This window comes from uncultured Veillonella sp., from assembly GCF_963543145.1.
Lineage (GTDB): Bacteria > Bacillota > Negativicutes > Veillonellales > Veillonellaceae > Veillonella.
This window is the reverse complement of the sequence record NZ_CAUTZP010000002.1, coordinates 84,721-106,288: the sequence shown is the minus strand read 5'-3', so window position 1 is coordinate 106,288 and position 21,568 is coordinate 84,721. Positions and strand designations below refer to the sequence as shown.

The 21,568-nt window shown below is 39.0% G+C and carries 23 protein-coding genes; 22 read left to right on the top strand and 1 reads right to left on the bottom strand.

Translation table 11 applies throughout. The features are described 5' to 3' along the window. Positions 1-6: 6 nt before the first annotated feature. The 15 genes from rsmH (at position 7) to RWZ05_RS02100 (ending at position 15,473) form a co-directional block, all read left to right on the top strand. On the top strand, positions 7-939 hold the full coding sequence (gene rsmH, locus RWZ05_RS02170; protein WP_314641651.1) for a 16S rRNA (cytosine(1402)-N(4))-methyltransferase RsmH: 933 nt from the start codon (positions 7-9) through the stop codon (positions 937-939). A gap of 21 nt (positions 940-960) precedes the next feature. Continuing rightward, positions 961-1,365 carry a cell division protein FtsL gene (gene ftsL, locus RWZ05_RS02165; protein WP_314641649.1) on the top strand — a complete coding sequence of 135 codons (405 nt, stop codon included), beginning with the start codon at positions 961-963 and terminating at the stop codon, positions 1,363-1,365. Positions 1,366-1,420: 55 nt separating this feature from the next. After that, positions 1,421-2,905, top strand: coding sequence for a UDP-N-acetylmuramoyl-L-alanyl-D-glutamate--2,6-diaminopimelate ligase (locus RWZ05_RS02160; protein WP_314641647.1), 1,485 nt, complete (start codon positions 1,421-1,423; stop codon positions 2,903-2,905). 1 nt (position 2,906) lies between these two features. Further along, a complete protein-coding gene (gene murF, locus RWZ05_RS02155; RefSeq protein ID WP_314641645.1) occupies positions 2,907-4,265 on the top strand; it encodes a UDP-N-acetylmuramoyl-tripeptide--D-alanyl-D-alanine ligase in 1,359 nt (452 codons plus the stop codon). A 58-nt stretch (positions 4,266-4,323) separates the two neighbouring features. Next, the gene (gene mraY / locus RWZ05_RS02150; RefSeq protein WP_314641643.1) at positions 4,324-5,310 is read left to right on the top strand and encodes a phospho-N-acetylmuramoyl-pentapeptide-transferase; all 987 of its coding nucleotides are present in this window, start codon (positions 4,324-4,326) and stop codon (positions 5,308-5,310) included. 84 nt (positions 5,311-5,394) lie between these two features. Continuing rightward, the gene (gene murD, locus RWZ05_RS02145) at positions 5,395-6,765 is read left to right on the top strand and encodes a UDP-N-acetylmuramoyl-L-alanine--D-glutamate ligase (protein WP_314641640.1); all 1,371 of its coding nucleotides are present in this window, start codon (positions 5,395-5,397) and stop codon (positions 6,763-6,765) included. Continuing rightward, positions 6,765-7,874, top strand: coding sequence for an undecaprenyldiphospho-muramoylpentapeptide beta-N-acetylglucosaminyltransferase (murG, locus tag RWZ05_RS02140; RefSeq protein WP_314641638.1), 1,110 nt, complete (start codon positions 6,765-6,767; stop codon positions 7,872-7,874). Before murD ends, murG begins: the two co-directional genes overlap by 1 nt. Before the next feature lie 14 nt (positions 7,875-7,888). Continuing rightward, positions 7,889-9,271 carry a UDP-N-acetylmuramate--L-alanine ligase gene (gene murC, locus RWZ05_RS02135; RefSeq protein WP_314641637.1) on the top strand — a complete coding sequence of 461 codons (1,383 nt, stop codon included), beginning with the start codon at positions 7,889-7,891 and terminating at the stop codon, positions 9,269-9,271. Next, on the top strand, positions 9,268-10,200 hold the full coding sequence (locus RWZ05_RS02130) for a D-alanine--D-alanine ligase (RefSeq protein WP_314641635.1): 933 nt from the start codon (positions 9,268-9,270) through the stop codon (positions 10,198-10,200). Before murC ends, RWZ05_RS02130 begins: the two co-directional genes overlap by 4 nt. Positions 10,201-10,228: 28 nt before the next feature. After that, positions 10,229-11,110, top strand: coding sequence for an FtsQ-type POTRA domain-containing protein (locus RWZ05_RS02125; protein WP_314641634.1), 882 nt, complete (start codon positions 10,229-10,231; stop codon positions 11,108-11,110). Continuing rightward, a complete protein-coding gene (locus tag RWZ05_RS02120) occupies positions 11,111-11,806 on the top strand; it encodes a DUF881 domain-containing protein (RefSeq protein WP_314641633.1) in 696 nt (231 codons plus the stop codon). Continuing rightward, positions 11,803-12,147 carry a small basic family protein gene (locus RWZ05_RS02115; RefSeq protein ID WP_314641632.1) on the top strand — a complete coding sequence of 115 codons (345 nt, stop codon included), beginning with the start codon at positions 11,803-11,805 and terminating at the stop codon, positions 12,145-12,147. Before RWZ05_RS02120 ends, RWZ05_RS02115 begins: the two co-directional genes overlap by 4 nt. A 137-nt stretch (positions 12,148-12,284) precedes the next feature. Next, positions 12,285-13,325 carry a cell division protein FtsZ gene (gene ftsZ, locus RWZ05_RS02110; protein WP_314641630.1) on the top strand — a complete coding sequence of 347 codons (1,041 nt, stop codon included), beginning with the start codon at positions 12,285-12,287 and terminating at the stop codon, positions 13,323-13,325. 80 nt (positions 13,326-13,405) lie between these two features. Next, a complete protein-coding gene (locus tag RWZ05_RS02105) occupies positions 13,406-13,975 on the top strand; it encodes an outer membrane beta-barrel protein (RefSeq protein WP_314641629.1) in 570 nt (189 codons plus the stop codon). A 250-nt stretch (positions 13,976-14,225) separates the two neighbouring features. Continuing rightward, positions 14,226-15,473: an aminotransferase class I/II-fold pyridoxal phosphate-dependent enzyme gene (locus RWZ05_RS02100; RefSeq protein WP_314641628.1), complete on the top strand. Its 1,248-nt coding sequence runs from the start codon at positions 14,226-14,228 to the stop codon at positions 15,471-15,473. Between the two features lie 57 nt (positions 15,474-15,530). Here the strand turns inward: RWZ05_RS02100 and RWZ05_RS02095 are convergent, their stop codons facing one another. Further along, positions 15,531-15,800 (bottom strand): DUF896 domain-containing protein, encoded by a 270-nt coding sequence (locus RWZ05_RS02095; RefSeq protein WP_314641626.1) that lies wholly within the window; start codon positions 15,798-15,800, stop codon positions 15,531-15,533. 123 nt (positions 15,801-15,923) lie between these two features. On the opposite strand from RWZ05_RS02095, the gene nth reads away from it, so the two are divergent. The 7 genes from nth to prmC all read left to right on the top strand — a co-directional run bounded on the left by nth (position 15,924) and on the right by prmC (position 21,567). Beyond that, positions 15,924-16,559, top strand: coding sequence for an endonuclease III (gene nth / locus RWZ05_RS02090; protein WP_314641624.1), 636 nt, complete (start codon positions 15,924-15,926; stop codon positions 16,557-16,559). Between the two features lies 1 nt (position 16,560). Continuing rightward, entirely contained in the window at positions 16,561-18,000 is a 1,440-nt protein-coding gene (locus tag RWZ05_RS02085) for a hypothetical protein (protein WP_314641622.1), read from the top strand. 110 nt (positions 18,001-18,110) lie between these two features. Beyond that, a complete protein-coding gene (locus RWZ05_RS02080) occupies positions 18,111-18,380 on the top strand; it encodes a YdbC family protein (RefSeq protein ID WP_005386267.1) in 270 nt (89 codons plus the stop codon). A 79-nt stretch (positions 18,381-18,459) separates the two neighbouring features. Continuing rightward, positions 18,460-18,657 carry a 50S ribosomal protein L31 gene (gene rpmE / locus RWZ05_RS02075; RefSeq protein ID WP_004696185.1) on the top strand — a complete coding sequence of 66 codons (198 nt, stop codon included), beginning with the start codon at positions 18,460-18,462 and terminating at the stop codon, positions 18,655-18,657. 57 nt (positions 18,658-18,714) lie between these two features. Next, complete coding sequence (locus tag RWZ05_RS02070) at positions 18,715-19,620, top strand: DUF1385 domain-containing protein (RefSeq protein ID WP_314641705.1); 906 nt, start codon at positions 18,715-18,717, stop codon at positions 19,618-19,620. A 2-nt stretch (positions 19,621-19,622) separates the two neighbouring features. Further along, a complete protein-coding gene (prfA, locus tag RWZ05_RS02065) occupies positions 19,623-20,705 on the top strand; it encodes a peptide chain release factor 1 (protein WP_314641620.1) in 1,083 nt (360 codons plus the stop codon). Further along, positions 20,698-21,567: a peptide chain release factor N(5)-glutamine methyltransferase gene (gene prmC, locus RWZ05_RS02060; protein WP_314641618.1), complete on the top strand. Its 870-nt coding sequence runs from the start codon at positions 20,698-20,700 to the stop codon at positions 21,565-21,567. Before prfA ends, prmC begins: the two co-directional genes overlap by 8 nt. The last annotated feature ends 1 nt before the right edge of the window (position 21,568 follow it).

Here is a 21,568-nt window from a genome sequence, read left to right as displayed (position 1 = left end):
GCTATGATGGAATTTAATCATACCAGCGTACTTTTACGCGAAACGGTGGACTCCGTCGTAACTAATCCGAAAGGCATTTATGTGGACTGTACCCTTGGTGGAGCAGGTCATGCTCACGCAGTGGGCGAAATGCTTGACCCAGAAGGCATGATAATAGGTTTAGATCAAGACGAAGACGCATTGAGCGTAGCTAGACAGAGGTTGTCTGATTTAAATTGTCAGGTATTAACAATACCAACAAACTTTTCTAACTTAAAAGAAGCTCTCCAAACTGCGGGCATCTATGAGGTAGATGGTTTTATATTTGATCTTGGCGTATCAAGTTATCAGCTCGATACCCCAGAGCGTGGCTTTTCATATATGAATGATGGACCGCTCGATATGCGTATGGATAAAGATGCACCACTTACAGCAGAGGAAATTGTTAATGAGTACGATGCTGAACAATTGCTGCAAATCATCCGCGATTATGGGGAAGAACGATGGGCTAAGCGCATTGTTAAATTTATTGTGAATGCACGTCAAGAGAATCGAATTACTACTACCGGTGAGTTAGTTAGAATTATTAAGCAAGCAATACCTGCGAAGGCGCGTCAAGATGGGCCACATCCGGCGAAACGGACGTTCCAAGCCATTCGCATTGAGGTAAATAGAGAATTAGCTATCTTGCATGATAGTTTTGTAGATGCTGTATCTATGTTGAAACCAAAGGGGAAAATTGGGGTTATCACATTCCACTCTTTGGAAGATCGAATTACGAAACAAACTTTCAAAGAATTAAGTACAGCATGTATATGTCCTCCAGAATTGCCAATGTGTGTATGTAACCACAAAGCAGTTGTGAAGGCGAAGAATAAGGCTATAGAGCCAAGTGCAGGGGAGATTGAGGTTAATCCGAGGGCTAGAAGTGCGAAGTTGCGCGTAGCCGTCAAGTTGTAGAATTGGAAGGGGTTAGTATTTATGTTAGCGAGAAAGGCTGTTGTGGGCCAAGTAAAAAGCGATGTGTTGGTTGCTACACAAGGGAGAAAACGTAGTGCAAATGTGGTTCTAGATTTGAGCCCTATGATGTGGCAAGTTATTTATGGCATTGCTGCATTAGTTGCATTTTTACTTATCATGATGTTTATGAATGCATACAGCACGAAATTAGGCTATGAAGTAGTTAAAACACAGCAAGCTGTAGTACAATTAACAAAAGAAAACGATGCATTGGATGTAGAGGTAGCTTCCTTGAAGTCTCCTGTTCGTATCCAACAGATCGCAGAAGAACAACTAGGGATGGTTTTGCCTGATTCTTTTGTTTATAGCACTAAAAGCGCTGTTACTGAACGTAATGTGCAAGAGAAACAGCAAATTATAGACTAGCAGGCAAAGCAGCTCGTATTGGGCTGCTTTCCTTTGCGTGTAAAGGAGATTGTATATGAAACAATTACAAGATATAGTGAAAACATTGCAAGCACCGCAAGTAACAGGTAATACAGCTGTTGAAATTTTAGATATTACAGCGGACTCTCGTGCAGTTAAAGCCGGTAGTTTATTTATTGCTTTAGATGGTGCTACTGTAGATGGTCATAACTATGTAAATAAAGCTATTGAAGCTGGTGCAGTAGCAGTACTAGTATCTAAACCAGTAGAAGTAAGTGGTGATGTTTGTACTATCACTGTAGAGGATACTCGTGAGGCTATGATGGCTTGCGTACCTTATTTCTTTGATTATCCAGCTAACTCCATGCGTATGATTGGTGTTACTGGCACTAATGGTAAGACAACTACAACGCATATGATTCGTCATATTTTGAAAGCGCAAGGTTATAAAGTAGGGATTATTGGCACCGTTCATATTATGATCGGCGATACAACGTATCCGATACATAATACGACACCTGATGTAGTAGATTTGCAACATATTCTTCATCAAATGGTAGAGGAAGGCATTACACATTGTGTAATGGAGGTTTCTTCTCATGCTTTAGCGCTAGGTCGCGTATCTGGTGTTGAATATGATACAGCTGTATTTACTAATTTGACACAGGATCATTTAGACTTCCATAAAACCTTTGAGAACTATTTGGCAGCTAAATGTAAATTGTTTGAACAAGTAAGTGAACCTAACCAAACTAAATCTGGTAAGGGCGCTATTATCAATATCGATGATGAATATGGTCACCGGGTTGTTGAAAAAACTAAAGCACCTATTATTACCTATAGTATTGATGGAAACGGCACATTGAATGCTCACGATGTTGCTATGACGCCTAAATCTAGCCGTTATACTGTATCTTATGATGATCATGACTATACAGTGGCTATGAATACGACAGGTCTATTTAATGTGTATAACACGTTAGCAGCTATCGGTGCTTGTTTGTTAGAAGGTATCTCCATGGAGGATATTGATAAAGCATTAAAAACATTTAGTGCTGTACCTGGTCGCTTTGAATTAATCGAAGAAGGTCAACCATTTGCAGTTGTTGTAGACTATGCACATACACCTGATGGTTTAGAAAATATTTTACAAACTGCTAAGGCTATTCAAGAAAATCGTATTATCGTAGTCTTTGGCTGTGGTGGTGACCGAGACGCTACTAAACGTCCTATTATGGGCCGCATTGCTGCTCAATATGGTGATGTGGTATACGTTACATCTGATAATCCACGTACAGAGGATCCTGTACAGATTGTCAAAGATGTTGAAGCAGGCGTTAAAGAAGGCCTTCGTGAAGGCTCTCATTATGAAGTTATCGTTGATCGTCGGGAAGCGATTCAACATGCAATACAAAATGCAAAGCCGGGGGATATTGTACTGATTGCAGGTAAGGGGCATGAGGATTATCAAATCTTAAAGGATAAAACGATTCATTTTGATGATCGTGAAGAGGCGCGAGCGGCCCTCAAGGAGATCTAATATGGCAGAATTTACATTGTCTCAAGTGGTCGAAGCCACTGCGGGGACGAGTGCACATACCGACAATATTAAGTTTTTAGATGTATCTACTGATACAAGAACTATTGAATCTGGATTTTTATTTGTAGCCTTAAAAGGCGATACCTTTGATGGTCATGATTTTATTAATACAGCTATTGAAAAGGGTGCTACCGGTGCTATTGTAGAAAAAGGTCGTGTAGTAGAAGGTATTGCTTGTATTGAGGTAGAAAATACCTTGGTAGCATACCAAAACTTGGCACGTTACCATCGTCGCCGTTTTGATATTCCTGTAGTAGCGATTACTGGCTCCTCTGGTAAAACTACGACAAAGGAAATGGTGGCAGCTGTACTTGGTACAGAATTTAACGTTTTAAAAACAGAGAAAAACTTCAATAATGAAATTGGCTTGCCAAAAACATTGTTGCGTTTAACTGCAGAACATGAAGCTTGTGTAGTAGAAATGGGGATGCGTGGTCTTGGTCAAATTGAAGAGCTCGCATTAATTGCTGAGCCAACTATGGGTATTATTACGAATGTTGGTACAAGTCATATCGAACTATTAGGCTCTCGTGAAGCTATTGCAGAAGCGAAAGGTGAGTTAATTCGTTGCTTGCCAAAAAATAGTGTAGCTATTCTTAATGAAGATGATCCATATGTTAAGGCTATGGATAGCCTAGCTAAAGGTAAGACTATTACGTATGGCATCGAACGTAATGCTACATGCATTGGCAGCCACTTACGTTATAAAAAAGATGGTATCAAGTTTACTTGCAAATGTTATGATGAAGTTTTCGATATCTTCTTGCCTATGATTGGTGAACACAATGTATATGACGCATTGGCAGCAATCGTAGCTGGTCGTGTGTTAGGTATTAAGTCTAATACAATTCGTAAAGGCTTAAGTGAGTTTACAGGCACTCCTATGCGCCAAGAAATTGTACCATTTGACGATATGGTTATCTTAAATGACGCATATAATGCGAATCCTTCCTCTATGGCTGAAGCTATTAAAGCTTTAGGTCAATTAGAAGGAAAACGTAAGATTGCTATGCTTGGAGATATGCTTGAACTTGGCGATTTCTCCGAGGAAGCACATCGTGAAATTGGTCAATTATTGGCTGAAGAGGGTTATAGTGTAGTGTTTACCTTCGGTGATGCAGCTGCTTTTATAGCAAAAGAAGCAAAAAAAGCAGGGTTAACTACATTCCGTTGTAATAGCCATTTAGAAATGGCCAACGCTTATAGCGATATTCGCGAAAAAGGGGACGTTATCCTTGTAAAAGGTTCCCGTGGTTTGCGAATGGAGCGCGTTGTTGAAGAATTAAAAGATCGAGAATAAAAGGTAGCGGCTAGTTGTATCTAGCCGTCATCTGTTTATTAGTAAGAAGAGGATTCATATGATATATCATATTCTATTAGCCTTTGTAGTGACCTTTATCATTACAGTTGTGCTAGGTAAAATCGGTATTCCTATGTTGCGTTCTTTGCACGCACAACAAAGTATTCGTGAAGAAGGTCCTGAAAGCCATCAAGCAAAAGCTGGTACACCAACAATGGGCGGTGCTTTTATGATGGTAGCTCTCGTTCTTGGTGTAGCTATTTTTGCACCCTGGAATGTAGGTACAGGAATGTTATTATTTTTAACATTAGGTCATAGTTTATTAGGCTTCTTTGACGATTTTGTAAAAGCCGTTAAAAAACGTAATCTTGGTTTAACAGCTAAGCAAAAATTATTGGGCCAATTTATTTTGGCAGCTGTATTCTGTTACTTCATTACTGAAATTATGGTTGTTCCTACCACATTGTGGATTCCTGTAGCAGATGTACATCTTCAATTAGGTTGGGGTTATTATGTATTGGCATTCTTAATTATCGTAGGTGCTACAAATGCTGTAAATCTTACAGATGGTCTCGATGGTCTTGCAAGCGGTACGTCTGCAGTGGCGGCGATTGCCTTCTCAGTTATTGGCCTTATGCTTGCATCTATGACAAATTCTATTGGTGCTGAAAGCGTTGCTTACTTTGGTGCTATTGTAGCTGCTGTATGCCTTGGCTTCTTGGTATATAATGTAAATCCTGCTAAAGTATTCATGGGTGATACAGGCTCTTTGGCTTTAGGGGGTGCCTTTGCGGCCATGGCTATTTTAACTAAAACAGAATTGCTACTCGTTGTAATTGGCGGCATTTTTGTTATGGAAGCTTTATCCGTTATTATTCAAGTTATTTCCTTTAAAACACGCGGTGTACGTGTATTTAAAATGAGTCCTATTCATCATCATTTCGAATTGTCTGGATGGGCAGAACAAACCGTAGTTAATCGCTTCTGGTTTGCTGGTGCTGTATTAGCCGTTATTGGTGTAGTATTAGCGACTATAACTTTATAAGATAATACTTAACGGAACCCGTAAATAATGGTATGCTTATAAGATAGGAATACATTATTTTTGTTGATAATTTAGGTGATACAGATGGAATACGGAGATAAACATATACTTGTACTTGGCGCTGGTGCCAGCGGTATAGGCGCATCTTGGGTATTAGCCCAAGTGGGTGCTCATGTTGTATTAAATGATTATAAACCTGTAACATTGCCAATAGCAGAAGAAGAACGTTTAGTCGCTGCAGGTGTAGAGATTATTACAGGTCGTCAAGATGAATCCTTGCTAGATGGCGTGGATCGCATCGTTATTTCTCCAGGTATTTCTTTAGATATTCCCATTGTAAAAGCCGCTCAAGCTCGCGGCATTGATGTGGTTAGCGAAGTAGAGTTAGCTTACGAAGTATCTAAATCACCTATCGTAGCCGTTACAGGTACAAATGGTAAGACTACGACTACAACCTTATTAACTAAAGTGCTAGAAGGCTCTGGAAGGCCAGTTCGCGTTGGTGGGAACATTGGCGACTCTCTTAGTGAAGTGGCCTATTCGATGCCAGCAGGCGGTTTTTTAGTAGCCGAGCTATCTAGCTATCAATTAGAGACAATTAAGCATTTTAGACCTATAGGGGCCATTATGCTCAATATTACGCCAGATCATTTAGCGCGGCATAAGACGATGGAAAACTATATTGCCGCTAAGGAACGTATCTTTGAAAACCAATTGAAATCCGATTTCTTAGTTCTCAATATTGATGATTCTGTAGTAGCTGATATGGAGCATCGTGCGCCTAGTGACATTCTACAAATTAGCCAAAAACAAACTGTTGAGAATGGCGCCTATTATGCTAATGGTCAATGTTATGTAGTAAAGGACGGTATAGCGACAGCCGTTATTGGCGATGAAGATATCCATATTCCAGGTAGTCATAATATTGAAAATATCTTAACGGTTATTGCTTTAACATATGCGCTAGGAGTACCTATAGAGGAAATCCATCGTATTATTAGTGAGTTTCATGGTGTAGAACATCGGTTGGAACGGGTTAAAACAATTGATGGGATTACATTCTATAATGACTCTAAGGCGACCAATGTTGATTCTGTAGTTAAAGCTTTGGAATCTTTTAATAAACCCGTTATTCTATTGGCTGGTGGTCATGATAAAATGACGCCTTTAGAAGAGTTTATGCATCTGGTTAAAGAAAATACAAAAGCTGTCATTTTCATGGGGGAAGCAGCAGATCGATTTGAAGAGGCTGCAAAAGCGGCTGGTGTAGAGCCTATTTATCGTGCTTCAACTATGAGAGACGCTGTAGAGCAAGGCTATAAATTGGCTGAGTCTGGTGATATTGTATTACTATCTCCTGCTTGTGCAAGCTTTGATTGGTACAGCTGTTTTGAAGAACGCGGTGACGACTTTAAAGCTTGTGTTCAGATGTTGCAAGAAGGGGGACACCATTAATGAAAAGAATCATTATTTCTGGTGGTGGCACTGGCGGACATATATATCCTGCAATAACTATATATAAGGAAATCATGAAACAACACCCTGATGCACAGGTTTTATATGTAGGGACAAAGCAAGGTTTAGAGGCTACATTAGTTCCTAAAGAGGGTATTGAGTTCACTACGATTCCAGTACAAGGTTTGCAACGTCAATTATCATTGGATACATTAGTCACATTAGGTAAAACTGCATTAGGCATAGTTAAAGCTAATGCTATTATTTGTAAATTTAGACCTGATGTGGTAATTGGTACGGGTGGTTATGTATGTGGTCCTATTCTCATGGCCGCTGCATTACATAACATTCCAACCTTAATTCAAGAGCAGAATGTCATTGCAGGCATTACTAATAAAATTTTGAGCCGTTTTGTTGATGTTGTAGCGGTAGGCTATAAGGATGCAGAAGCATCTTTTTCAAAAGCAAAACGCGTAGTATATACTGGTAATCCAGTGCGTCCTGAGGTATTAGTTGACTCAAGAACTGCGGGACGTAATTATTTCAACCTAAATGATGATACTTTCACAGTCCTCATAGCAGGTGGTTCTCGGGGGGCGCGAACCATCAATAATGCCATGATTGATGTACATAAGCATTTCCAAGGTAAAGAAGGGATTAAATTAATCCATATTACGGGGAATGGAGCATATGAATCTGTTTTATCTCAACTTGGTATTACAGATGGGGATGGTTTAGGTAATTCATCTTTAATTTTGCCGTATTTACATGATATGCCAAAAGCATTGGCTGCCGCTGATTTGGCCGTATTTAGATCGGGTGCTATTGGACTTGCTGAGTTAGCAGTTCGTGGTATTCCATCTATATTGATACCGTATCCATATGCAGCGGAAGACCATCAAACCTATAATGCGCGTATCTTTGTACAAGAAGGAGCGGCTCACATGATCGTTGATAAAATGTTGAGTGCTCATGACTTAATAGGGGAAATTGAGATGTTTATGGCCAACCGTGATTTGTTGGCTCAAATGGGAGAACGAGCGTTGCAATTGGGTAAACCTAATGCAGCTCATGATATTGCAAAACTTGCATTATCTATTGCAAAGTAACAAGGAGAGCTTTTATGTTAGACGGTATTCACAAGATTCATCTCATTGGTATCGGTGGATCTGGCATGCGTGCTATAGCGAATATTTTAATCCAAAAAGGGTATGACGTATCTGGTTCAGATATAGCTGAATCTGCAGTTATTTCTAAGTTTAGAAAAATGGGTGCTACGGTTCATATCGGTCATAATAAAGAATATGTAAATGGTGTAGATGCGGTAGTTCGTTCTACAGCGATTCGTGAGGATAATCCTGAAATCGTTGCTGCAAAAGAACAAGGAATTACCATTTTGCATCGCTCTGATATTGTAAAAGCAGTACTCGATGTAACGGATGGCATCGCAGTAGCAGGCGCACACGGTAAGACTTCTACTACATCTATGATTGGCCAAATTTTAGTAGAAGCTGATGCTGATCCTACGGTAATTATCGGTGGTGAAGTAGATTATCTTAAAGGTAGTAGCTGCCTTGGTAAAGGCCACTTCTCCGTTGTAGAGGCGGATGAAAGTGATGGGTCTTTCTTGAAGTTGCGTCCGCATACTATCGTTATTACTAATATTGAAGATGATCATATGGATCACTACAAAACGATGGATAACTTACTTAATGCCTTCTGTGAGTTCGTAGAAACACTCCCAGAAAATGGCAAGGCCATCGTATGTGGTGATAATGAAAATATTCGTTACGTTATGAGTCGTGTAAAACGCAACTTTATTACTTATGGATTTGATGATAGTAATGAATATGTAGCTAAAAATATTCACTATGTAGATTCTACGTTGGTATACGATGTATATCATAAAGGTGTTAACCTTGAGCGCATTCGTTTGCGTGTTCCTGGCGATCACAACGTATTGAACTCTTTGGCTGCATTTATTGTGGCTCATGATTGTTGTGGTGTAGAAACACGTGTTATCACTAAAGGGTTAGGCAAATTTATTGGCGCAAAACGCCGTTTTGAAACGAAAGGTCATGTAGCTGGCGTATGGGTTGTAGATGATTATGCTCATCATCCTACAGAAATAAAAGCTACTTTGAAAGCTGCAAAAGAACTTGAGAAACATCGTGTCATCTGTGTATTCCAACCACATAGATTCTCTCGTACAAGCTTGTTGAAGGATGAGTTTGCTACTGCTTTCGCTAGCGCTGATGAAGTATACATGACAGATATTTATAGCTCTGGTGAAGATCCAATCCCTGGTATTGATGGGAATACGATCCCAAATGCTATTAAAGAAGCGACTGGTCAAGATATAAATTATGTACCATCAGTTGATGATTTACCTGAGGTATTGGCAAAAGTAGTAAGACCAAATGATTTGGTTATTACAATGGGCGCTGGTTCTATTAATCAATATGGACCAAAATTATTAGCGATATTGGAGGAAGGCTTACAATGAAAGATAAACAAATAATCGTATTGATGGGTGGTCCTTCCAAAGAGGCTGAAGTATCTCGTCGCACAGGTGCTGCTATTGCAGAAGCGCTTGTTAGCAAAGGATATAAGGCTCAAACATTAGAACTTAATCCTCGTACAGTATTGCAAGATATCGATTCCTTAGGCGGTGAAGTTGTATTTAATGCTATTCACGGTCGTTATGGTGAAGATGGGGCTTTGCAAGGCCTTTTAGAAATGGCTGAAATTCCATATACTGGTTCCGGCATCATGGCTCACGCTGTAGGTATGAATAAAAAAGTAAGTAAAGACGTATTTAAAGGCGCTAATATCCCAACTGCAAGATCTGAATCCTATAATGGTAATCTTGAATCTGCTGAGGCAATTATCGAGCATATTCGTGAAGAATTTACCATTCCTGTAGTTGTTAAGTCTGCTACGCAAGGTTCCAGTATTGGTGTGACAATCGTTCGAGAAGCATCACAATTAGAAGCAGCTGTAACGGAGGCTCTTAAATATGATCCAATTCTTGTAGTAGAACAATTCCTTGATGGTCGCGAGTTTACCGTGGCTGTTTTGGATGGTAAAGCATTGTCAGTCATTGAAATTCGTCCACATTCTGGCGAATATGACTACAAGAGCAAATATACGGTAGGTGCTACAGAATACTTGGTACCAGCACCTATTAGTGACGAAATGACTGCTGAAATGCAACGTATTGGGGAACTTGTGTATCGCGAAGTGCAAGGCAGTGGGGTTATTCGTGTAGATATTATGACGGATCATGCAGACAAAATGTATGTTCTTGAGTACAATACTGTTCCTGGTATGACGGCAACGTCTTTAGTACCAAAAGCAGCTAAAGAAATGGGAATCGATTTCCCTACATTATGTGAAAAAATTATATTAACAGCTAGTATAGGGAAATTTTAAAGGCTAAATAGAACAGAAGGAGTTATTTATGGATGATAAGCAAAACCATCCATCCAACTCTGGGGAGATGCAGTCTTCTACACCTGTTCGTGACGAACGGGCTGTATTTAGAAAACGAGTATTAAAAATCGGTGGTGCAGTTACTCTCGTGTTGGTGGGGTTGTTTACACTACCTATTCCTTTTGGATCCTTAAAAATCACGGGATCGGATAAGGTAACTGTACAAGATGTAATGGTAGCAGGTGATATACATGAACCTGTCAATATTTTGCAAATTAGTACAGAAAAATTGAAATCTAGATTGGCAAAGGATTTACGGGTTGAAGAGGCCCAAATACGATATCAATTGCCGCTGACTATGGAGGTTCACATTGTAGAACGTAAGGCCGTTGCTGTAGTACCGGCCCAGTTCGGATATTTGACTATTGATAGTAAAGGTCAGGTTATAGCATCTGAGCCAGCCATACAAGATACATCAGTACCTATGATTTCGGGTGTTAAAGCTGGTAATATTTTATTAGGTGATACGGTTGTAGATAAACCAATTCTAGCCGCTCTTGAGTATTTGAATTCTCTTGATGAAAGTACGTTTAAGAGTATTGCAGAGGTTAATATCGGTGATCCTGATGCTATTATGGCTTATACCGTATCTGGGGTACAAATTCGTTTAGGTGATGGAAAAGACTTACCTAAAAAGGCCGAGCTAACACAGTCGATGCTACAAGATATTAAGAAAACCCATGGTAATGTACAGTATATAGATGTTAATGTTTCATCACCGTACATTAAGACCGATGTAATTCCTGAAGGAAAGAAGCGTCATAATGGGGCACCGGCTACAGAAAATTCATCTACTAAGAAGGATGATACAAAACAAGATAAACAAGGTCATGTTGAAGATAAAAGGTAGATGATTGTCGTGAGACACGAACGGTGGGCAATTGCCTTAGTCAGCTGTATATTAGGGTTCATGGTTGTAACTCAATATAAGATGACACAAGATAATATAGAAGAAAACATTCGCTTACAGCGGGCTGGTGACTTAGCTGTTCAACTACGTGAAGCCCAAAGTGAGCGAGATGCTTTATTAAAGCAAATAGAAACGCTTAAACAAAATGGTACTACTACAGATATGAAAGCTGATGAGCAACTCATGATGAGAGCAGCTTTGACAAATGTTAAAGGTCCTGGTGTTAGCGTGTTGATAGAAGATAGTTTGAAACCAATTCAAAGTGGTGAAAATCCTAATTTGTTTGTAATTCATGATGAAGATATTTTACGTATCGTTAATGAATTACGCGCTGGTGGGGCTGAAGCTATAGCCATTAATGATCAACGACTAATTGGTACATCTGAAATACGTTGTTCAGGTCCTACTATTACAGTAAATGGGAAAGTATTTGGAGCACCTTTTACTGTTAAAGCTATTGGTGATCCTAAAACATTAAACTCTGCGCTTACTATGCGTGGTGGTGTAGTAGATTCACTTAAACATTGGGGCATCAAAGTAACTATTAAGGAAGAAAATGAGGTAGCTATTCCTGCTTTTACAGGAACATTCCGAGAAGAACATATGAAGCCTAATGAGTTAGGAGGTAAAGAATGAATATATATATCTTTGCTATCGCTGGGCTCATTGTAGGGGCCACATTAGGTTGGATAGCACCATTTCATATTCCTATCAGTTATGCGAACTACACATCTGTAGCGGTTCTGGCTGCATTAGATGCGGTATTTGGCGGTAGTCGTGCTGCCTTAGAACGAACCTTTGATCTCAGTAATTTTGTGATTGGGTTCTTTTCAAATGTAGTATTAGCTGTTATTCTTGTATATGTAGGAGACCTCATTGGTATAAATTTATATTATGTAGCCCTCATTGGATTTGGGTTGCGTGTATTTATTAATGTAGGCGCTATACGCAAGATTATTATGACTAAGCGGTTCTAATAAATCACATTCTATATAGTGGAAAGTTTTCAAATTTTAGTGTAAAATAAATGTAATTGTTATAAGATAATCAGTATATAAATCGATACATTGGGACATATATTGATACATACATAACGATAAGAGGAGGAAGTTCAATGTCTGATTTTGCAAATATTAAAGTTATCGGTGTAGGTGGCGGCGGTAATAACGCTGTTAATCGCATGGTAGATAACCAAATTAAAGGTGTTCAATTCATAGCAGTTAATACGGAGAACCAAGTGCTTGAATTGTCTAAAGCAGATATAACCATTCAAATTGGTGAAAAAGTAACTAGAGGTCTTGGCGCAGGTGCTAATCCACAAGTTGGTGAAGAAGCTGCTCAAGAAAGTCGCGAAGAAATTATTAAAGCTCTTGAAGGTGCTGACATGGTATTCGTAACTGCAGGTATGGGTGGTGGTACTGGTACTGGTGCTGCTCCAATCGTTGCAGAATGTGCTAAAGAAGTTGGTGCGTTAACTGTAGGTGTAGTAACAAAACCTTTTGCATTTGAAGGTAAACGCCGTCGTGCTGCAGCAGAAAAAGGCATTGAGTTCTTGACTCAAAAAGTTGATACAATTATCGTTATTCCTAATGATAAATTACTACAAGTTGTTGATAAAAAATGTACTATTACTGATGCATTCAGTAAAGCCGATGATGTTCTTCGCCAAGGTATCAAAGGTATTTCCGACTTGATTCAAATTCCTGGTTTGATTAACCTTGACTTTGCTGACGTTAAAACTATCATGACTGAACAAGGCGAAGCTTTGATGGGGATTGGTGTCGGCGAAGGTGAAAACCGCGCTGCTGACGCTGCAAAAATGGCTATTAACAGCCCATTGTTGGAAACTTCCATCGATGGTGCAAAAGGCATCTTGCTTAACATTTCTGGTAGCTCTGATTTGAGTATCTTTGAAGTTAATGAAGCAGCTGAAATTATTTCTGATGCAGCAGATCCTGATGCAAATATTATCTTCGGTTCTGTTATTGATGAAAGCTTGGGCGATAAAGTACAAATTACAGTTGTTGCAACTGGCTTTAATTCTAGTGCAAAAAGTGTGCCAGAATTCGGTAAAACAACAACTACATCTCGTCCAGCGTCCACTACAACTACTAACAGTGGTATCCCTGATATCCCTGTTTTCATGAAACGCTAATTTATAGAGTGTATAACTATAATATCTGTAAATAGTAACTTAGTAAGACATACCTGTGGGTATGTGTATAGGAGGTACAAATGAAAAAATTAGTATTATTAACTCTAGCAGCAACAGTTGTGGCAGGTAGCGCATTTGCAGCAGCACCTGTAACAAAAATTAGCGATGGTTCCACTAAGATACAAGCTGATTATGCATTTAAACAACATGTATCTAAAGGTGGTGGCAATAGCAACGACGGTTTCGGTGTTTCTTTGCAACACGATCTTTCTGATAAAACTGCTGTGCAATATTCTTATGATAAATTAAATGCAAAAAATGGTGATATCAAAGATCATCAATTAGCATTAGTTTACAAAGTGCATCCAAACGTAAACGTTTATGGTGCAGGCACTGCAATTCGTACACATGACACTGAACTAGGCTTCCAAGCTGGTGTTATCGGTCATGTACCTTTGACAGATAAAGTAAACGGCTTTGCTAAAGCTGGTTGGGGTAATGATATTAAGCAAACTTACCAAGTAGGTGCTCAATATGAAGTTCGCCCTGATGTAGACTTGAACGTATACTATGGCTATGATAAATATAGCGTAAACGACAACGATAAAACTGCAAAAGGTTTACACGCTGGTGTAGGCTACTCCTTCTAAGGAATTTAGGACCACTCTTGTGAGTGGTCCTTTTGTTATATATTTACCGATTCATTGCATATTATTTATAATTATTTCTTTATATAGTAAATTTAATATATTCTATACAAGCTTTATTTATGATTAAATTGCTAGTAATTAGTAAGATTAATTATGTATACAATATATTTCATGAATACACATTGTATAATTAAATAAGTTTAGGTATGATAGGTGTGTAATATTCATTTTAGATAGGATGGTGCAAGTTATGACTAGTGTTGCTGCAAAGCATGCAAAAGGGAAAAAATTAAAGGACGTAATCTTTGTCACTGCTGGACAAGCATTAGCTGATGCTAAAGAAAATGGTCGCGAGAACGTTGTAAATGGTACTTTAGGGGCTATTCACGATGAAGATGGTAAATTAGTTTTTCTCAAAACCGTTAAAGAAGAATATTTGGGTCTTTCTGACACTGAACATATTGGTTATGCCCCAATTGCAGGTGTTCCAGAGTTTTTAGCAGCTGCTGAGAAAGAATGTTTTGGTAATTCTCGTCCAGATGGTCATATCCGTAGCATCGCTACAGCTGGTGGTACTGGTGGCGTCCATCACTTAATTCATAACTATACTGAGCCAGGTGATGAAGTATTAACGGCAGATTGGTATTGGGGTGCATACCGTGTCATTTGTAGTGATATTGGTCGTACACTTGTGACGTACTCTTTATTTGATGAACATAATAACTTTAATCATGAAGCATTCCAAAATCGTGTAAATGAATTGGCTGCTAAACAAACAAATGTAGTTATTGTATTTAATACACCTGGCAATAATCCAACAGGTTACTCTATTGAAGATAAAGACTGGGATTCTATTCTTAACTTCTTGAAAGAGTTAGTTGCTATTGGTCGTAATCATGTAATCATTGGCGTTGACGTAGCTTACCTTGATTACTCTGGTGAAAAAGAAGAAGTGCGTGCATTCTTTAGCAAATTTGGTCACTTGCCAAAAGCAATTCTTACATGTGTGTGCTATAGCTTGTCTAAAGGCTTCACTATGTACGGTCAACGTGTAGGCGCTATGATTGGCATTTCTGATGACGAAGAAATAGCTGATGAATTCTTAGAGATTAATAAATCGACAAGCCGTGCAACATGGTCTAATATTTGTCGTCCTGCAATGCGTACAATGGCAAATATTGTGGCAGATCCTGTTAAATTTAAAGCCTATGAAAATGAGCGTAATAGCTATTACCAATTGATTCGCGAGCGTGCTGACATATTCAAACAAGAGGCCACACAAGTAGGCCTTCCTATGTTGCCTTACCGCGGTGGTTTCTTCATTACAATTCCTACAGATTCTGCTAATGCTATCTGCGAAGAGTTGAAGAAAGAACATATTTATGTTATTGCTTTAGCAAATGGTATTCGCATTGCCGCATGCGGTATTCCTAAATTCCAAATGACAGGTCTTGCAGAAAAAATTTATAATGCCATGAAACGACTTGGTAAATTATAATAAATAAGTAAAACTTATACAAAAAGCCAATTGATCTATTGATCAATTGGCTTTTTCTTAGTGAATATCTTTATGTTCTTTAATATCTTTGTCAGCTTCTTTAGCCAAGTTTTCGAGTGCTCGTTTAGGAGCTGTACGTTCACCTGTTTCTGGATCCACGAATTCAACGCGGTCTAGAGTAGATGTAATTTGACCTCGAATAAAACTTAAGTATATTTCATAAAGTTCTTTTTTTTCTGCTAATTCTTCTGGTGTGAGTTGTTGACCAGATTTTTTCTTTGTTGCTAGTTCATTTATGCGTTTTAATGTATCGTTAATATTACTCATATTGACCTCCTGTATTCTATATTAGAATAACATCATTTATTATAACATAGAACTAAATGAATACGTATGGTAAGATATAGGTTGTACGCGTCTGTACTTTCACAAGTGAGAAAGGAGAGCTGTATGCGTGTAACAAAAGCAATAAAGGCAGAGCAGTTAAAATTGCTACAAGAGCATTATTTTGATGCAAAACCTGCCCTTGAGTATACAAATGAATTTGAATTATTAGTAGCCGTTGTCTTATCTGCACAATGTACTGATGAGCGGGTGAATATCGTTACTAAGCGATTGTTCCCTGAGTTAAATCATCCTGCTAAGATGCTAGCAATTGGCGTCACTAAGTTAGAATCTCTTATTAAGGATTGTGGTCTTTATAAATCGAAGGCTAAAAATTTAATTGCTACATGCCAGATTTTAGTTGACCAATATCATGGAGAGGTACCTCGTGAGTTTGATCAACTCGTTGAATTGCCTGGCGTAGGCCGAAAGACGGCAAATGTAGTAGTATCTGTACTCTTTGGTACACCAGCCATTGCGGTGGATACCCATGTATTCCGTGTATCAAATCGACTAAAACTAGGTATTGCAAAAACACCAGAAGAGATGGAGTTAAAATTGCAAAAGGCTATTCCAAAAGAGGATTGGGCTGCTGCACATCACTGGTTAATTTATCATGGTCGTAAATTATGTAAGGCGCGCAAGCCTTTATGTGAAGACTGTTTCTTAAATCATCTATGTCCTTCTGCAGGAAAGGTTTAATATGAAAGCAAATAACGAAGAATTTATTACCCTTTGTGCCGCCAATGGTATTGAAGGTATCGATATTGTAAATGAATTAATGCGTTTCAATGTATTAGATCAATTGATTTCTAGCAATGCTAGTTCCCGTGAGTGGGGTGTCACACCTGAGGATCTATATGCATTGGCAGAAAAATCTACCATTGAATCCTTTGGTCCAGTACCATACGACTTAAATACACTCCAAGCTCTATATGGTCCTTCCTTTAAGGTTGAACTCTTTGATTTTATCAGTGATACCGGAATTTTGGATGGTCTAGATGTAGGCACTATTTGGGACACTCCTGTTCGTGAAAGCATTGAAGCTCATAGCAAAACAGGGGAGCTTGTTCTTTACGCCTATGTAGAAGAATATGCTGGTATGGTAGAAGAAATTCTTCAATCTTATGAAGATAAAAAGGTTGTTCTCTACACAGCATCTCCAGTTTGCTATAGCATCTTATCTCGTCTATATCCAATGGCTCAAATCATTAATCATTGGCCACATCGCAGTTACTTTGACCATATCTTTACAGGTACGGTGGGCATGTTCCAATCTTCTGAAGATATTGTAGAAGAAGTGGCTAATGGTTTGCATAACTTGGTACCAGAAGGGACTGCCCAATTATTTTTACCTGCTACGATGGCACAAAATCAATTGGGCTTGAACAATATGGCCTTACAATTCTTCTTGAACCAAAAACGTGTGGAAGCTATTCGCGAGTGGACTCCATTAGGGGCCTATGAAATCGTATATGGTAAATATGATGTTAAAAAGATGCGCGTTGGCCTTCGTGAGCGCGTGGGGGATGAGTGGAAGGCGATTAATTATATTCCATTGCCTCATGGTGTATTTGCTCAATTACCAGTATTTACGGTGTTGAATTATGGTTTATCGTTGCGCTCTATTTTATTGCCAGGTGGTCAAACAGATGTGGCATTAGGACAAGATGGCATTTACTGTATCGACAGTCGTGTATCTGAATTGGGTCGCAATGCTCTAGTTGAAAGCGGAGCATACTTCCTTACTTTTAAACGTCATACAGATCATGTAGACGTAGATATTACGGCAGAAGCACCTGTAGATGATGTATACTGGATGTTCCCAGATGCAGAGCTTGCTTATATGTGGTATGCGTACTTCTGCAGTACAATTGGACAAACATTGATTCAAGAAATTTCTATGCTTGTTCAAACAGAAGAATCCTTCGGCTATATGCTTAGCAGCGTACGTCGTCGCGTATTAGATGTAAAAGACGAATCTCAATTAATTGAATCTGTTCAGGCTGCAGATGAAGCGTATGTTGACGCAGTAACAGCAGCAACAGAAAGCTGGAAGGAAACAGTAGATACATTAGGGGCTCAAGTTATGCCTCCCACAACATCTATTGATATTGAAGATTACAGCGACTATAAAAATTAATTGTAAAACTTAAGCTTTTAGTTTAAAATATATCGTATCCTAAAAAATATGAACTACTAAATATAGTAGGTATGAAACATACTACACGAATGTGTAAGAAAGGAGATACTATGGCAGTTATCAATTTTGAAATCTTCAAAGTTATTGGTACTTTGTCTGAAGATAAAGACGGTTGGAAAAAACAATTAACATGTACTAGCTGGGGCAAATACAATCCTAAATTTGACCTTCGCGCTTGGGATAGTGAATATACAAGCATGAAAAAGGGGATTACCCTTTCCTTAGAGGAGCTTATCGCATTGCGCGATATCCTTAATGAAAGCGACTTAGAGACTATCCTAGCTGAGTCTATTGAAGAAAAACAAGCATCCAAGGAATAGTATTGGCAACTTGCATTTGTACAAGTGTCATGCTATAATCTATAAGAATAATATTGATTGTCGGAAAGAGGTGTATAGAATGAAACAAGGTATTCATCCAGACTATAAAGAAGCTACAGTAACTTGCGGTTGTGGCAACACATTCAAAACTGGCTCTGTAAAAGAAGACCTTCGTGTAGACGTTTGCTCCAAATGCCATCCGTTCTTCACTGGTCAACAACGCGCAGCTCAAGCTCGTGGTCGTATTGAACAATTTAACAAACGTTACGGCAAATAATTTGTCATGTAATGTAGCATCTATTGGCAGGGCTATGGGCTCTGCCTCTATTTGTTTATGAGAGGAGCTCTTGTGAACACAGAACGTATTAAAAAGTTTGTCGGTGGACAAGCTGTGATCGAAGGTGTCATGATGAGAGGCCCTGGCTATACGGCAACAGCTGTACGTGAGCCAGCAGGTACCATTGTAGTCCAAAAAGAGGCTACAAAATCCATTGCTGACACATATCCAATTTTGAAAAAACCATTTCTTCGTGGCTGTGTAGCTCTCTATGAATCTCTAGTGATTGGCATGAAGGCATTGTCCTTCTCTGCTAAAGCAGCTGGTGATGAAGAGGAAGAAATGTCTAATAGTGAAATTGCCATTACCATGGTTATTTCCACAGTCTTTGCGATAGCTGTATTTTTGGCTTTGCCAACATTTATCGTTAAATTCATTCCTGGTGTACAGGATAATCATGTAGTATTAAATCTCATTGAAGGTATCATTCGTTTAGTACTATTCCTACTCTATATTTGGGGGATTGGTCTTACGAAGGACATTCAACGAGTTTTCCAATATCATGGGGCAGAGCATAAAGCTATTCATACTTATGAATTAGATTTGCCTCTTACCGTAGAAAACGTTCGAAAACAAAGTCGCTTACATGCGCGATGCGGTACAAACTTCTTACTCATTGTTATGGTAGTTAGTATCTTTGTGTTTGCCTTTTTAGGGTGGCCTAATTTGTTAGAACGTATTGTGAGCCGAGTACTTCTAATGCCAGTTGTGGCAGGTATTGCGTACGAGGTTATTCGTCTTGCTGGTCGTAGTGAGCATTCTTTCGTGAAAGCGCTTATTAAACCGGGTCTTGTACTACAATACATGACAACACGTGAACCAGAAGATGATCAAATTGAAGTCGCTATACGAGCTCTTGAAGAGGTTCGTCCTCCAGAGAGTGATGCATATGAAGAGGAATAAACATGTTAGTAGATAAATTACAAGTTATTGAAGATAAATTTATGGACCTGGAGCAGCGCATTAGTGACCCTGAAGTGATTGCTCGTCAAGATGAATGGCGTAAATTGACACGTCAACATGCTCAATTATCTGAAACAGTTGAAACATTCCGTACTTATAAAAAAGTATTAACCGGTATTGAAGAAGCTATGGAAGTTATTGAAGATAAATCCATGGATGAAGAATTCCGTGAAATGGCACAAGAGGAACTAAAAGAATTAAAACCTCAAAAAGAGGAATTAGAAGAGAAGTTACAAATCCTTTTATTGCCTAAAGACCCTAATGATGATAAGAATATTATCATTGAGATTCGCGGTGGTGCCGGAGGTGATGAAGCGGCATTATTCGCAGGGGATTTGTTCCGTATGTATACAAAATATGCGGAAAGCCAAGGGTGGCGTTGCGAGATTATCGATGCTAATGAACCAGAATTAGGTGGTTTCAAAGAGGTTATTTTCTCTGTAGATGGTGAAAATGTATACTCTAAGATGAAATTTGAATCTGGTGTACATCGTGTACAACGTGTGCCTACTACAGAAACACAAGGTCGTGTACATACGTCCACTGTTACAGTAGCGGTGTTGCCAGAAATGGAAGATGTTGATATTGAAGTCAATGAAAAAGACTTAAAAATCGACACATATCGTGCGAGTGGCGCCGGTGGTCAGCACATCAATAAAACTGAATCTGCTGTTCGTATTACACACTTACCATCCGGTATTGTCGTAGCTTGTCAGGATCAACGTTCCCAATTACAGAACCGTGAAAAGGCTATGCGTGTATTGCGTGCTAAATTGCAAGACCAAGCTGAACAAGAGGCTATTTCTAGCATGGCTGCAGACCGTAAAAGCCAAGTTGGCACCGGTGACCGCAGTGAACGTATTCGCACCTATAACTACCCACAAGGTCGTGTAACAGATCATCGTATTAACTTAACATTGTATAAATTAGATGCTATTTTAAATGGCGATCTTGATGAAATCATTCAAGCCTTAAATGCTGCTGACCAAGCGGCAAAAATGCAGGAGGCTAATACAAATGCATAAGGAGATTTGGACAATCGGTCGTATTCTCCAGTGGACAGAGCAGTACTTTCAAAGCAAGGAGATGGATACACCTCGACTTGATGGGGAAGTACTGCTTTCTCACGTTTTAGGCAAGGAACGTATCTATCTATATACTCATTATGACCAACCACTTATTCAAGAGGAACTCGATGCCTTTAGACCTCTTGTTCAAGAACGCGCTAAGGGGCATTGTGTAGCAGCAATTATTGGGGAAAAGGACTTTATGGGCCTTACCTTTAAGGTTAATGATAAGGTTTTGATTCCACGACCTGATACAGAAACCTTGATTGAGCATGTACTAGGAACGTATCCAAAGAATAGTGAAGCGCGTATCCTTGATGTTTGTACAGGCCCTGGTACGATATTGTTAAGTATACTTCACTATTTGCCGAATGCGAGTGGTGTAGGTCTTGAAATATCTACTGATGCTTTATCATTGGCTGAGGAGAACAGTGAAAGATTCAACTTAAAGGATCGTGTTCAATTTTTAGCGTCCGATATGTTTTCTACATTAGCAGGCAATACAGAGCAGTTTGACCTTATCGTATCGAATCCACCATATATTCGTACAGGGGATGCTAAAATATTGTCTCAGGACGTGTTAAATGAGCCTCATATTGCTTTGTTTGGTGGTGAAGATGGCTTAGAATTCTACCGTATTTTAGCTAAAGAATGTGGAACATATTTAAAACCACAAGGTCGTATAGCTTTTGAGATAGGTTTTGACCAAGCTGAGGCTGTAAAAGCTTTATTGGAAAAAACAGGACAGTACTCTAATATTCAATGTATAGCAGACCTTGGTGGAAATGACCGCGTTGTAACAGCTGTGTATGAGGGCTAAT